Origin of the sequence: Paractinoplanes brasiliensis (assembly GCF_004362215.1) — a bacterium.
Lineage (GTDB): Bacteria > Actinomycetota > Actinomycetes > Mycobacteriales > Micromonosporaceae > Actinoplanes > Actinoplanes brasiliensis.
In genome coordinates, this window is sequence record NZ_SNWR01000001.1 from 392696 (window position 1) to 406640 (window position 13945).

Here is a 13945-nt window from a genome sequence, read left to right on the forward strand (position 1 = left end):
GACGTAGGCCCCTGCCGTTCTCCGCCGGTGAGGCGAAGGCTGGGCACAAGACCTGTCCACCGCGCACGTCTGTGAGGCGGCGATGACCAGCTACGGCGACCTGACGCCGATCCGTTCCGCGTTGCGGCGGGTCACGCCACAGCGAGCCCTGCACCGGGCCGGCCTGTCCGAGGAACCGGAGGTGCCGCGGCCGACGGATGCGCCGGAGGTCGCCGCGTTGCTGACCGACGAGGGTTTCGCCTCCGCGGTCGCCGGCGTCGCCTGCGAACTCGGCCGGGATCCCCGCGATGTGCGCGCCGAGGCGGCCGTTTATCTGCGTGAGATGGGCGCCACCCAGACCAGACGCGCGACCAGCGATTGGGCGCGGTTCAGCCGCTGGCTCACCCGGGCGCACGAGCTGGTCGGGGATCCCGAGCAGGCCCGGCGGCTACGATCCCTGGATCGCAAGCAGTCGTTGCTGTTCCCCTTCTCGCACCGCTCGTACCTGGACGGCATCACGGTGCCGGCCGCGATCCGCCGCAACGGCATCACGCCGCCGTTCGTGCTCGCCGGCGCCAACCTCGACGTCTTTCCGTTCAACCATCTGCTCCGCCGGTCGGGGTTCATCTACATCAGGCGATCCACCACCGACAATCCCGTCTATCGATGCGCGCTGCGGTGGTACGTGGCCCAGTTGATCCGGAACCGGCGCAACCTGTGCTGGTCGATCGAGGGTGGCCGGACCCGGACGGGCAAGCTCCGTCCGCCGACGTACGGCTTGTTGCGCTACGTGATCGACGCGCTCGGCACGCAGCCCGGCGCTCAGGCTTCGATCGTGCCGGTCTCCATCGTGTACGAGCAGTTGCATGAGGTGCCGCTGGTGACCATGGAGGCGCGCGGCGTCACCAAGCGGCCGGAGGATCTGCGCTGGCTGTGGGCCTTCAGCCGGTCCCAGCGGCAGCCGTTCGGCCGGGCGTTCGTCGAGTTCGGCGATCCCGTGCCCCTCGCCGGGCGGCTTGCCGAGCTACGGGCCGATGCCCGGGCCGCGCCGCACGCCGTCGAACGCATCGCCCTCGAGACCTGTCACCGCATCAACCGTGCGACGCCGGTGACGACCACGGCCGTCGTCTGTCTCGCCCTGCTGGCCACCGATCGAGCCCTGACGCTGGACCAGGTGCTCGCCACGGTGGCGCCCCTGGCCCGCTATTTCGCCCTGCGGGGCAAGCCGGTCGCCGGAGCGGCGGATCTCACCGACCGCGCCACGGTGCACCGCGCGCTCGACGACCTGGTCCGTTCCGGAGTGCTGGTCAGCGTCGACGGAGCCACCGACACGATCTGGACGGTCGCGCCGGGACAGCATCTCGTGGCGGCGTTCTATCGCAACACAGCCGTGCACACACTCGTCGACCGGGCGGTCGGTGAGCTCGGCCTGGTCGCCGCCATGGAGGGCGGCGAGAACGGTCTGGCCACCGCCGACCGCGCCACCTTGCGGCTGCGTGACCTGCTCAAGTTCGACTTTTTCTTCCCGTCCCGCGCCGAGTTCGCCGGCGAGATGGCCGCCGAGCTCGCCCTCGTCGACCCTCGGCAGGCCTCCGGGTTGCACGAGTTCACGCCGGCCGACGCCGGACGCTGGCTGCGCGACAGCGACCTGCTGGTCGCGCATCTGGTGCTGCGGCCCTTCCTGGACGCCTACCTGGTCGTGGCCGAGGAACTGGCAACCTGGGACGACGAGGACCCGTTCGACGAGACGACGTTCCTCGACGAATGCCTGCGCCTGGGCCGGCAGTGGGCCCTGCAGAAACGACTGGCCAGCGAGGAGTCCGTATCGCTGGAGCTGTTCAGGCCGGCGCTGCGGCTGGCCGAGCACCGTGGCCTGGTCGCGCCCGGGCCGGGAACGTCGAAGCGACGCGCCGAGTTCCGCGAGGAGATCCGGGAGACCGTACGTCGGCTCAATGCGCTCGCAACGCTGCAACAGGAGAACCCGTCATGACCGTCACCTGCCCCGACATCATCGAAACCGTCTGCGGCGGAGCGGCCGGGTCGAAGATCGCCGCGTTCTTCGACCTCGACGGAACGCTGGTACGCGGATTCACCGCCGAGAGCATCCTGCGCGACCAGCTCCGGCGAGGCCAGATCGGCCCGGCGGAGCTCGCCCGCCTCGTCGCCGCGGTGCCGGAAGGCCACGAGAGAATCGGTCGGATCGGCATCGAGGCCTTACGCGGCCGGACCGTCGATGAGATGACCGACGTGGGCCTGCGAACGTTCGTCAACGAGATCGCCGGCGCGATCCGGCCGGAGGCCCGGAATCTCGTACGCGCGCACCTGCGAATGGGGCACACGGTGGTCATCGCGTCCTCCGCGACCCGGATCCAGATCGAGCCGGTCGCCCGTGACCTGGGCATTCCGCACATCGTCTGCACGGAGCTGGAGGCCGACGGCGGCGTCCTCACGGGGCACAGCGCCGCCGGCCTGCTCTGGGGCCGGCCGAAGGCCGCGGCCGTGCGCGCGTTCGCCGACGCCCACGAGATCGACCTCGAGGGCAGCTACGGATACGCCAACGGGGCGGAAGACGTCGCCTTTCTGAGCTCGGTCGGCCACCCGTACGCGGTGAATCCCGACTCCGGCCTGGTTCACGCCGCCGAAGACCGGGGCTGGCCGATCCTGACCCTGCGCGAGCCCCCTTCACCGGGCCTTCGCGCCTACCTCGGCACCCTCGCCGGCCTCATCGGCGTGAACACCGGGCTCGCCACCGGCATCGGATGCGGCTGGCTCACCGGCGACCGCAGGCTGGGTATCAACGCGGGCATCGGCCTGGCCGCAGACCTGGCGTTGGCCTTCACCGGCGTGCGCCTCGACGTGACCGGCGCGGAGATCCTGGAGAAAGCACGCCCCGCGGTGTTCATCGCCAACCACCAGAGCACCCTCGACGCCCTTGTGCTCGCCTCGTTGCTCCGGCACGACTTCACCGCCGTGGCCAAGAAGGAGGCCCGGCTGGACCCGCGCATGATCGTCATCGGCGCGACCGTCGACCCGGTCTGGATCGACCGGTCCGACCTGACGAAGGCCAAGGCCAGCCTGGACGCCGCGGTCCGGCGCCTGCGCGACGGAACCTCGATCCTGATCCTGCCCGAAGGCACCCGTATGCCGACGCCGACGCCGGGCCGGTTCAAGAAGGGCGCCTTCCGCATCGCCATGCAGGCCGAGGTGCCGATCGTGCCGATCGTGCTGCGCAACACCGGGGAGCTGGCCTGGCGCCGATCGCTGGTCGTCAACCCCGGCACCGTCGAGATCGCGGTCCTCGAGCCGATAACCACCGGCGACTGGGATCTTGCCGATCTCGACCGGCGGATCGCCGAGGTCCGGCAACTCTTCGTCGACACGCTCGAGAACTGGCCACGAACACTCACCGACGAAGCCCTGCCCGTCGGAGCAAGGCGGGGCTGGGCTTGAGGGGAGGCCCGGTGTTCCCGCGCACCGCATCGGCGTCGCGCCCGGAGCGAGAGGAAGGATCATGTCCGGACCGCACACCCACGTGCTCGTCGCCTTCGCCACCCGTAACGGTTCCACCCGGCAGGTGGCCGAGTTCGTCGGCACGGTCCTGCACCACGCGGGCGCGGAGGTCGAGGTGACGCCGGCGCACTCCGTCGTCGGGCCCGTGCACGGATACGACTTGGTCGTCCTCGGCGCGCCGATCTACTCGGGGCGCTGGCACCGAGACGCACGTCGCTTCCTCAAGCACCACCGCGATGACCTGAGCAGCGTCCCGATCGCCGTCTTCGCGCTCGGCCCCCGTCACGACGACGAGGAAGCGTGGCGCCGCAGCCGGCGCCAACTGGACCGGGCACTCGCGGCCCAGCCGTGGCTGAAGCCCGTGTCCGTCGCCCTGTTCGGCGGCGCCGACCCGATCAGTCGCCGGACCTCGGCACGGGAGGACCTGCGCGACTGGTCGGCGATCGGCGCCTGGGCCCGGGAACTTCTGGCCCGGCCGGCCCTCCAGCCCTGATCGGAGGTGTCATGCGACCCACCGGCGCCGCCGCTGACGTGCTGACCTCGGACGGCAGGATCGTCGCGGTCCGGCCGGTCCAGCCGGACGACCGTACGGGACTCGCCGCGCTCTATCGGGCGGGAAGCCCGGAGAGTCTGCGGTTGCGGTTCTTCGGGCCACCGAGCGGTCCCGCCCTCGACGTCGAGGTCGACCGTCTCTGCCGGCCCCAGAGCAATCGGCACCTCGCCGTCCTCGCCCTCGACGGCGAGCAGGTGATCGGCGTGGCGGCGTGCGACCGCACCGACGACATTGCCGAGCAGGCCGAGTTCGCGGTCTTCGTCGCCGACGCGCATCACGGCCGTGGTGTCGGCACCCTCCTGCTGGAGCACCTGGCGGCGCTGGCCCGCCGCCGGGGCATCCAGGAGCTCGTCGGCGAGGTCCTGCCGGTCAACCAGGCCATGCTGCGGGTCGCCCGGGACCTGAACGCGCGCGCCTGGTCCCGCTTCGGTGACAACGTCGTCGACGTCGGAATCGGCACCGGCACCGGCACCGGCACCGGCAGAACATCGTCGACGACGGACGAGCGTGACCGGACTGCCGAGAGGGTCTCGTTGCACTCCCTGCTGCAGCCCGCGTCGGTGGCCGTCGTCGGAGCCGGTCGTGTCGGTCACGAGGCTGTCCAGGCCCTCGTCGGGTACGGCTTCACCGGCCGCGTCCACGTCGTCGACGCGACCGTCCAAGAGGTCGCCGGCATCCCCGCCTGCGCCTCCGTCGCGCAGTTGCCGGCGCCGGTCGACCTGCTCGTCATCACCGTCTCCGGCGATCAGCTCCTCGGCGTGCTGGCCGACGGAGCCAAGGTGGGTGTGCGAGCCGCCGTCGTCCTCGGCAGAGGCTTCGACCCGAGCAGACCCGAAGGTCGCGAACGGCAGCACGAGCTGGTCGAGTTCGCCCGCCGGCACACCATCCGCCTGGTCGGCCCGGACAGCCGGCATCACGCTGGAGCCGGCGGCGCTGCCACGGCGGGTCGATTCGGTAGAACTGGCCGCCGGCGTCACTCATGATCCGTTGTTCGGCCCGGTGGTGCGGCTGGGCGTCGGTGCGGCGCCGGGCGGTCTGCCGGAGGACCAGGCGCTGTGCCTGGTTCCGATGACCGACCTGGACGCACGCCGGATGTGGCGCAGCTTGCCGGCGGCGCCGCGGCTCGCCGGCCGCCGGGACGGCACGCCGCTCGAGGACCTCCTCCTGCGGCTCGGCCGCCTGGCCGAGGACTTCCCCGAGATAGCCGAACTGGATCTCGATCCCGTGCTGGCCGGCCCCGGCGGCGTTGCCGCGCTCAACGCACGCCTACGCCTCGCACCAGCCGGCAACGAACCGGACCCTTCTCTTCGAGCGCTTCGCCCCTCGTGAGGCAACCGCCGGTCCGGTTGATCAAACCTGTGACGCCGGCCTCCGCGGCCCGCACGCCTCCCGCAAGCCAGAGCCGAAGGTCCCGGCGACCGGGTTCCTTGCCCCCTGGGCGCCATCCACGCCACGGGCACACCCTGACAGCATGGTGAAGGCGCTGGAGACCCACGCCGCGATCCTCTTCTTCGTGGGCGACCGGGTCTACAAGATGAAGAAGCCTGTCGACCTGGGTTTCCTGGACTTCCGGGAGCCGGCTGACCGGGCGGCCGTCTGCCGTCGCGAGGTAGAGCTGAACCGGCGGCTGGCCGCCGACGTCTATCTCGGCCTGGCCGAGGTCCACGGGCCCGACGGGGAGCTCTGCGAGCACCTGGTCGTGATGCGGCGCATGCCGGAGGACCGCCGGCTGTCCACGCTGATCCGCGCGGGCGCGCCGGTGGACGATCATCTGCGGCGGCTGGCGCGGCTGCTCGCCCGCTTCCACACCACCGCGGTTCGTGGGCCGGCGATCTCGGCCGAAGGCACCCGCGATGCCCTGCTCGGCCGATGGGATGCCACCTTCACCCAGCTGCGGCCCTTCCACGGTGGCGTCCTGGACGAAGCGATGGCCGGTGAGGTGGAGGACCGCACCCGGCGGTTCCTGGCCGGGCGCGAAGCGCTGTTCGCGCTACGCGTGGCGCAGGGCCGGATCGTCGACGGCCACGGCGACCTGATCGCCGACGACGTCTTCTGTCTCGATGACGGCCCCCGGCCGCTGGACTGCCTGGAATTCGACGACCGCCTGCGCTTCCTGGACGTGCTCGACGACGCCGCCTTCCTCGCGATGGATGTCGAGCACCTCGGCGCGGTCGCGCAGGCACAGGCGTTCCTCGACTGGTACGCGGAGTTCAGTGGCGACTGCGCGCCTCAGCCCCTTCGGCATCACTACGTGGCCTACCGCGCGTTCGTGCGGGCCAAGGTGGCCTGCCTGCGGCACCAGCAGGGCGACCCGTCGGCCGCGGGCGACGTCTTCGCGTACACCGGCCTCGCTCTTCGGCATCTGCGGGCCGGGACGGTACGGCTGATCCTCGTCGGCGGCGGCCCGGCCACCGGCAAGACGACTCTGGCCGGGGGGATCGCCGACCGGCTGGGTGCGGTCGTGCTGAGCAGCGACCGCATCCGCAAGGAGACGGCAGGCCTGGCGCCCGGCATGAGCGCCGCCGCCGCGTACCAGAACGGCATCTACACCCGGGAGTGGACCGACCGCACCTACCGCGAGCTGCTTCGGCGCGCCGAAGAGCTGCTGGAGCGGGGCGAGACCGTGATCCTGGACGCCTCGTGGACGGCGGCCCGGCATCGCGAGGCAGCCCGCCGGGTCGCGGCGGCCACACACAGCGACCTCCATGAGCTGCGGTGCACGGCCGACCGTGCGACCGTCGTGCAGCGCCTGGCCCACCGTACGGGGAGCATGTCCGACGCCGATGCGACCATCGCAGCGGCAATGACGGCCGCCGCCGCGTCCTGGCCCGAGGCCCACCTCATTACCGGGGCGTCGCTGGATCAAGCGCTCGCTGTCGTCGAGCCGGCCACGTAGCACTCCCGGCTCCTTGGCGAGCGTGCACCGGTGACCTGCGTGGCGCCGGCCGGAGGCCTCAGCCGTTTCCGGTCGCCACGAAAGCCAGGTAGACCTCGGTCAGCGCCTGCCGTTGACGTGCGCTCAGCCGCGGATCCGCGGCGATCGCGGTCAGCACCGCCGGCGGTGCGTCCCACTCGGGACCCGCCTCGGTACGCAGGGCGTCGGCAGTGGTCCGCAGCGACTCGGCGATGGCGTGCAGCACCCTGTCGGAGGGCGCGCGCAGCCCTCGCTCGATCTGCGACAGGTAGGGCCCGGAGATGCCCACCATGGCCGCGAACTGCCGGATGGGCAGCTCGGCCAGCTCCCGCCGGCGCCGGATGATCTCACCCAGGGCCGGACCCACGCTCATCGGGCGCCGGCTCCGGCCAGCGCGGCCGGGACGGTTGCCTGCGCGGTCCGCAGGACGTCGTGACGCCGCCGCCCGTCCATGAGGTTGATCCCCAGGGCGCGCAGGTCGTCGTGGCCGGGGGTGATCACCGTGACCCGGGCGCCCGAACGCTCGACCTTGCGCCGCTCGAGGCTGACCTGGGCGGCGAAGACCTGGCGCAGGGCGCGCTCGACCCGCCAGGACGGCCTGATCGGCCGGTCGGTCGAGTAGCTGGCCATCGGCGCCAGCACGTACACCTCGTCGAGCCGCTGCCCTTGCAGAAGATCGAGCGAGACGACCGAGCGCACTCCCCCGTCGACGTACCGGCGGTCGCCGATCACCGCCGGTGAGTGCCAGCCGGGTATGGAGCAGGAGGCGACGACGGCGTCGGGCAGGGGGACCTGAGGGCTGCCGGGACGACCGAAGACGACACGCCGCCCGCGCTCGTAGTCGACTCCGACGATCCAGGTGTCCCGCTCGGGCCAGTGGTGCGGGTCGTGGCTCACCATCGTCTCGAGGTAACGGCGCAGAGTGTGGTGTTGCGCCCGCCCCTGAGGGACGAAAGCGCTGGCCAGCGCCCGGGGATGAACGCTGTGCGGTGCCAGGGCGGCGGTGGCCAGCATCCGGGCCGACCCGAAGCGTACGCGCGGCGGCGGAGGGAGGCGTCCGGAGTCGTGCTGGAACTCGTGGGCGCCGGGCAGGTGGTCCTCCCCCTCACCCAGTTGATGCGCGACCAGCTGGGCGGGCGTGAGACCGAGCCGCAGCGCGGCCGCCACGATGCTGCCGGCGCTCGTGCCGACGATGACGTCGCACTCGCCCAGTGGCCGGCCGATGCGGTCCTCGAGCGCCGCCAGCCCGCCGATCATCCAGGCCGCTCCCAGAATGCCGCCACCGCCGAGCACCAGGCCCACCCGTTCACCGCTCATACCGCTCACCATCCCTGTGATCCAAGGCACATGGTGCCACGGTCGGCGGGCCCGCGACCACGTCCGGATCCCCCGCACGGGCCGTTCGACCCTGGTGACGGCTGCCCGGCCGTCGCGACCGTGGAGACATACGTCCGCGCCCCGAAGGAGGCCACGGTGGACTACCTGAGCCCGTTGGACACGTCTTTTCTGGACGCCGAGGACGAAGACCCGCATGCGTCGCTGGCCATCGCGTCCGTGGCCGTGCTCGACGGCCCGGCGCCCACCCAGTCCGAGTTCGCCACGGCGATCCGCGGCCGCCTGGCGCTCGTGCCCCGCTACCGGCAGAAGGTCCGCCGGGTCCCGCTGAATCTCGGACGACCGGTCTGGGTCGACGATCCCGACTTCGACCTGGACTTCCACCTGCGGCGCACCGCCCTGGCCGAACCCGGCGGCGACGCCGCCCTGGAACGGCTGATCGGCCGCGTGATGTCCCAGCGGCTGGACCGTGATCGGCCGTTGTGGGAGGACTGGCTGGTCGAGGGCCTGCCGGAAGGACGGTGGGCCGTCATCTCCAAGGTGCACCACTGCATGATCGACGGGGTGACCGGCAACGAGTTGTACCGGCTGATCTGCGACAACAGCCCCAAACCGCGGCGGCCGGCGCCCGACCGGTGGCGGCCCGCAACCCCCTACGACGACCTCGATCTCACCCTCGACGCGCTCGGCCAGCTCGCACGCATCCCCTTCGACCAGGCCCGGTGGCTCGCCGGCGCCCTGCGCGAGCCGGTCCGCGCCACCCGGCAGATCGGCGCCCTGGCCCGCGGCGCGGCGGCCCTCGCCGGAGCTTTCGTTCCCGCGCCGGCGACGTCTCTGGCCGGGCCGCTCGGCCGCGCCCGCCGCTACGCGGTGGCCCGCATCCCGCTCGACGAGATAAGCGCGGTCGCCCGGGCGCACGAGGTGACGATCAACGACGTCTATCTGGCCGCCGTCGCCGGGGCGCTGCGCCGGCTGATGCTCCAGCGGGGCGAGGAGCCGCGAGCGGGGGTCATCCGGACCCTGGTGCCGGTCAACGTCCGGACCGAGGATGCCCGGCACGTCTTCGACAACCGCGTGGCGTCGCTCCTGGTCGACCTGCCCGTGGAGGTCGAGGACGGCGCCGACCGGCTCCGGGCCGTTCACGAACGAGTCGCGGCGCTGCGGGCCCGGCACGAGGTGGAGGCCGGCGTGGCCTTGGTCGCCGTGGCGGAGAAGGAGCCTTTCGCGGCGGTATCGCTGGTCGTCCGCACCGCGCTGAGGCTCTCGCAGCGGGGGCTGGCCACGGTGACCACGAACGTGCCCGGGCCGCCCGCGCCGCTCTACATTCTGGGCCGGCCGATCCGCGAGATCCTGCCGTACGTTCCGATCGCCGAGCGGCTGCGCATCGGCGTCGCGGTCATGTCCTTCGCGGGTCAGGCCGCTCTGGGAGTGACCACCGACTTCGCCACGGTGCCCGAGACCGGCGACATCGCGGACGCGATCGTCGACGAAGTACGGCTGCTGGCGCCGGCGCCGGTGGCACGGCCCCGCAAACGCGCCACGGCCGGCGCCCGCAACGCCGAACTCACTTGACTCACTCATCTGGAGAAGAGGTGGACGGCCATGCTCAACCTGGCCGTGATCCTGCGCGAATCAGCGACGTCGCGTCCCAAGGCCCCGGCTCTGCTGCATGACGGAGGAACGATCACCTACGGCGAACTGGACGCCCGCTCCGACGCCGTCGCCGCGGCGCTCCAGGCGCGCGGGATCGGTCCCGGAGATCCGGTGGCCCTGCAGGCGCCCAACATCCCCGAGTTCCCCGTCGCCTACTTCGGCATCCTCAAGACCGGTGCGGTGGTGGTGCCGCTCAACGTGCTCCTGCGCGCTCCGGAGGTGGCGCATCAGCTTCGCGACTCCGGCGCCCGCATCCTCATCACCTGGGCCGCGGTGGCTGACGAGGCCGCGAGAGCCGCCGCCGAGGCCGCAGTGCCGGACGTGTACGTGATCAACGCCGCGGCGGACAGTCCCGGACGGCCCTTCACCGACCTCACCGTGCCCGTCGCCGGTCCCTTCCCGCTGGCCGAGCGCTCCCCCGGCGACGTCGCCGCGATCGTCTACACCTCGGGGACGACCGGGCTGCCGAAGGGGGCCGAACTCACGCACTTCCAGATGTACATGAACGCCGACATTCCGGGCCGCCTGTTCGAGATCAAGGCCGAGGACGTGGTTCTCACCGTCCTCCCGCTGTTCCACGTGTACGGGATGTCGAGCGCGATGAACCTCGGTATCCGCTTCGGCTGCGCACTGTCCCTGGTACCCCGCTTCACGCCCGAGAAGGTGCTCGCGGCGATCGAACGGGACCGGGCGACCATCTTCGACGGCGTGCCCACCATGTTCGGCGCCCTGGTGGCCTACGCCGAGGACCATGAGTGTGACACCTCGTCGCTGCGGGTCTGCGTCTCCGGCGGCGACGCCATCCCGGCGCATGTCTTCGACGCCTTCGAGCAGCGGTTCCACGTGCCGATCCTGGAGGGCTACGGGATGACGGAGACCGCCTCCACCATCACCTTCAACCCCAGCCCCGACGACCGCCGGCCGTACAGCGTGGGCAAGCCCGTCTGGGGTGTGGAGGTGCAGGTGTGGGACAGCGAGGGCAGGCGCATGCCACCCGGCCGCAACCACGTCGGCGAGTTCGTCACCCGGGGATATCAGACGATGCGGGCCTATCACGGGCACCCGAGCGCCACCGCCGAGGCGTTCGAGGGCGGCTGGTTCCACACCGGGGACCTCGGGTACGCCGACGCCGACGGTTTCCTGTTCATCGTCGACCGCAAGAAGGAACTGATCATCCGGGGCGGCTACAACGTCTATCCGAGGGAGGTGGAGGAAATCCTCTACCACCATCCGGGCGTGCGCGAGGCAGCCGTGGTCGGGGTGCCCGACGAGCGGCTGGGCCAGGAGGTCAAGGCCATCATCGTCACCAGGCCGGGCCACACGCTCACCGCCGGCGAGATCGTCGAGTACTGCCGGGAACGGGTGGCCGCCTACAAGTATCCGCGGCTGGTCGAATTCCGCGACGCGCTTCCGCTCACGGGCACCGGCAAGGTGCTGAAAAAGGATCTGGTGTAAGCGGGACGCGGACCCGCGCATCACATGGCACAACCATTCGGGACTTTTGATACGTGCGCCTTCACCCGGCCGCCGAATAGCGTCGAATTATGAAGCGACGACCGCACCCTGACAGCGATTCCGTCCCCCGCGCGGTCGGCCGGGTGGCGGGACGCGTGCATCTCGGGCCGGCGGTCGGGCGTGTGCCGCCGATCGAGCGGGCCCACACCGAGATAACGCATCTCGACGAGCCACCGAAACCGGTTTTCGCCGACACCTCCGGCATCCGCCACAGACGTTTGAGGCGGGTCTCGTACGCGGTCGCCGCCCTCCTCCTGACCGTGCTCCTCGCCTTCTGGATCAGCCAGCTGAGCGGCGCATGGCGATGAGCATCTATCAGGGCCGTCGCTCGTTCCCGCCTGGCGCCGCGCCGGACGCGGTTCCCGCGCCACGCCGCCGGGGCCCGCGCCTGCTCGCGCTGATCTTGCTGGTCGTGCTGGGGTTGCTCGCGAACATGCTGCTCGTCGAGGCCTACCTGCGCAACGACTTCGCCCCGGACAGCGAGCCCGGGCAGCAACAGACGGCGGAGAATGTGCCGGACGCGATCTCGTACGGCGGGCCGGTCATCGACGCTTCCGGCGCACAGCCGCACTCGTACCGGATGCCGGCGCGGACCATCGCGCTCACGTTCGACGACGGGCCGGATCCGCGCTGGACGCCAAGCATCCTGGATGTGCTGCACCGGCATCGCGCGCAGGGCACCTTCTTCGTCCTCGGCTCGCTCGTCGTCAACAACCCGGAGATCACCAGGCGGATGGTCCGCGAAGGGCACGAGATCGGTGTGCACACCTTCACCCATCCCCGGGTCTCGGCCCTGCCCGCCTGGCTGAGGGGTCTTGAGCACTCGGCGACGCAGGGTGCGATCGCCTACACGACCGGGCGATCCACGTCGCTCTACCGTCCGCCGTACTCCTCGACGGCCGGGGCGCTGGACGACAGCGACATGCCCACTCTGCGGGAAACCGCACGTCAGGGATACCTGACCGTGCTGAATGACCTCGACAGCGAGGACTGGCAGCGGCCCGGTGTCCCGGCCGTCCTCCGCAACGCGACGCCCGGTGACGGCGCGGGAGCCATCATCCTCTTCCACGACGCCGGTGGCGACCGGTCACAGACCGTCGCGGCCCTGGACCAGCTCATCCCTCGGCTGCAAGCGCAGGGTTACCGCTTCACCACGGTCTCCGCCGCTCTCGCGGGGCGGGTCCCGGACGCCAACTCACCGGCCGGGTTCACCCAGAAGTCCCGCGGCTGGGCGCTGGTGTGGATGGTTCGCATCGCGGGCTGGACGCTGGCGTTCCTGTGGCTCCTGCTGTTCGCCGCGGGTCTGCTGTTTCTGGGCCGGACACTGCTGGTTGTGGTCACGGCCCTGCGTCACGCGCGGCAGCGGCGATCACCCGCCTGGAGCTGGGGTCCGCCGGTGAACGACCCGGTGACCATCGTCGTGCCCGCGTTCAACGAGGCCACGACGATCGCACCCGCCGTACGGTCCTTGGCCCGCTCGGTGCATCCCGGTGTCGAGGTCGTCGTGGTCGACGACGCGTCCACCGACGGGACCGGGGACGTCGTGAACGGACTGCGTCTCGGCAACGTCCGGGTGGTGCGCACCCCCTCGGGCGGCAAGGCAGCGGCGCTCAACACCGGGGTGGCTTTCGCGCGCAACGACCTGATCGTCATGGTGGACGCCGACACGGTGGTGGAGCCGGAAGCCATCCACCGGCTCGTGCAACCTTTCGCCGACCCCACGGTCGGCGCCGTCTCGGGCAACGTGAAGGTGGGCAACCGGCAGGGGTTGCTGGGCATCTGGCAGCACATCGAGTACGTCGTCGGGTTCAATCTGGACCGGCGCCTGTACGACGTGCTCGGCTGCATACCGACCGTTCCGGGAGCCCTGGGCGCGTTCCGGCGCCGGGCCGTGTACGACGCCGGCGGTCTGCAGGTCGACACGCTGGCCGAGGACACCGATCTGACCATCGCCGTGCACCGGGCGGGCTGGCGTGTGGTGTTCGAGGAGTCGGCGCGCGCCTGGACGGAGGCTCCGACCGGGCTACGGCAGCTCTGGCGCCAGCGGTACCGATGGAGCTTCGGCACGATGCAGGCGTTGTGGAAACACCGTCACGCGGTGGTGGAGAGGGGTCCCTCGGGCCGCTTCGGGCGACGCGGGCTTCTGCTGGTCACCGTGTTCAGCGTGCTGCTTCCGATGCTGGCGCCCCTGCTCGACATCATGGCGGTCTACGGGCTCGTCTTCCTCGACCGCTGGGCGGCGATGATCGGGTGGCTGTCGATGATGGCGATCCAGTTCGCGACCTCCGCGGTCGCCTTCCGCCTGGACCGTGAGCCGCTGCGGCCCCTGTGGACGCTGCCGCTGCAGCAGGTGTTCTACCGCCAGCTGATGTATCTGGTTCTGCTGCACTCGGGTCTGACGGCGCTGTCAGGTCGTCGGCTGCAATGGCAGAAGCTCCGTCGCACCGGCGAGGTGACCCGCCCTGCCCCGGCCGGGTGACGCGCCC

12 protein-coding genes are annotated in these 13945 nt (G+C 71.3%); 10 read left to right on the plus strand and 2 right to left on the minus strand.

Translation table 11 applies throughout. The annotated features are described in order from the left end of the window. Nucleotides 1-82: 82 nt before the first annotated feature. From C8E87_RS01575 to C8E87_RS01600, 6 genes are all read left to right on the plus strand, one after another. Nucleotides 83-1969: a lysophospholipid acyltransferase gene (locus C8E87_RS01575; RefSeq protein ID WP_133871413.1), complete on the plus strand. Its 1887-nt coding sequence runs from the start codon at nt 83-85 to the stop codon at nt 1967-1969. Next, on the plus strand, nt 1966-3429 hold the full coding sequence (locus C8E87_RS01580) for an HAD-IB family hydrolase (RefSeq protein WP_133871414.1): 1464 nt from the start codon (nt 1966-1968) through the stop codon (nt 3427-3429). Before C8E87_RS01575 ends, C8E87_RS01580 begins: the two co-directional genes overlap by 4 nt. Nucleotides 3430-3490: 61 nt before the next feature. Next, entirely contained in the window at nt 3491-3982 is a 492-nt protein-coding gene (locus tag C8E87_RS01585; protein WP_133871415.1) for a flavodoxin domain-containing protein, read from the plus strand. A gap of 11 nt (nt 3983-3993) precedes the next feature. Next, nucleotides 3994-5025, plus strand: a complete 1032-nt coding sequence (locus tag C8E87_RS01590; RefSeq protein ID WP_133871416.1) for a GNAT family N-acetyltransferase — start codon at nt 3994-3996, stop codon at nt 5023-5025. Next, the gene (locus C8E87_RS43440; protein ID WP_239080625.1) at nt 4976-5371 is read left to right on the plus strand and encodes an acetate--CoA ligase family protein; all 396 of its coding nucleotides are present in this window, start codon (nt 4976-4978) and stop codon (nt 5369-5371) included. The genes C8E87_RS01590 and C8E87_RS43440 overlap by 50 nt, the downstream gene beginning before the upstream one ends. Before the next feature lie 142 nt (nt 5372-5513). Then, nucleotides 5514-6938, plus strand: coding sequence for a bifunctional aminoglycoside phosphotransferase/ATP-binding protein (locus C8E87_RS01600; RefSeq protein WP_133871418.1), 1425 nt, complete (start codon nt 5514-5516; stop codon nt 6936-6938). Between the two features lie 58 nt (nt 6939-6996). Here C8E87_RS01600 and C8E87_RS01605 read toward each other — a convergent pair whose 3' ends face one another. Together C8E87_RS01605 and C8E87_RS01610 are read right to left on the minus strand one after the other, a co-directional pair. Beyond that, nucleotides 6997-7329 (minus strand): helix-turn-helix domain-containing protein, encoded by a 333-nt coding sequence (locus tag C8E87_RS01605; RefSeq protein WP_133871419.1) that lies wholly within the window; start codon nt 7327-7329, stop codon nt 6997-6999. Further along, nucleotides 7326-8273: a patatin-like phospholipase family protein gene (locus C8E87_RS01610; RefSeq protein ID WP_166661028.1), complete on the minus strand. Its 948-nt coding sequence runs from the start codon at nt 8271-8273 to the stop codon at nt 7326-7328. Before C8E87_RS01610 ends, C8E87_RS01605 begins: the two co-directional genes overlap by 4 nt. A 156-nt stretch (nt 8274-8429) precedes the next feature. Here C8E87_RS01610 and C8E87_RS01615 point away from each other — a divergent pair, with 156 nt between their 5' ends. The 4 genes from C8E87_RS01615 (at nt 8430) to C8E87_RS01630 (ending at nt 13938) form a co-directional block, all read left to right on the plus strand. Then, nucleotides 8430-9863, plus strand: a complete 1434-nt coding sequence (locus C8E87_RS01615; RefSeq protein ID WP_133871421.1) for a WS/DGAT/MGAT family O-acyltransferase — start codon at nt 8430-8432, stop codon at nt 9861-9863. Nucleotides 9864-9893: 30 nt separating this feature from the next. Further along, entirely contained in the window at nt 9894-11399 is a 1506-nt protein-coding gene (locus C8E87_RS01620; RefSeq protein WP_133871422.1) for a long-chain-fatty-acid--CoA ligase, read from the plus strand. 89 nt (nt 11400-11488) lie between these two features. After that, a complete protein-coding gene (locus C8E87_RS01625) occupies nt 11489-11767 on the plus strand; it encodes a hypothetical protein (protein ID WP_133871423.1) in 279 nt (92 codons plus the stop codon). Next, nucleotides 11758-13938, plus strand: a complete 2181-nt coding sequence (locus C8E87_RS01630; RefSeq protein ID WP_133871424.1) for a bifunctional polysaccharide deacetylase/glycosyltransferase family 2 protein — start codon at nt 11758-11760, stop codon at nt 13936-13938. Before C8E87_RS01625 ends, C8E87_RS01630 begins: the two co-directional genes overlap by 10 nt. Nucleotides 13939-13945: the final 7 nt, after the last annotated feature.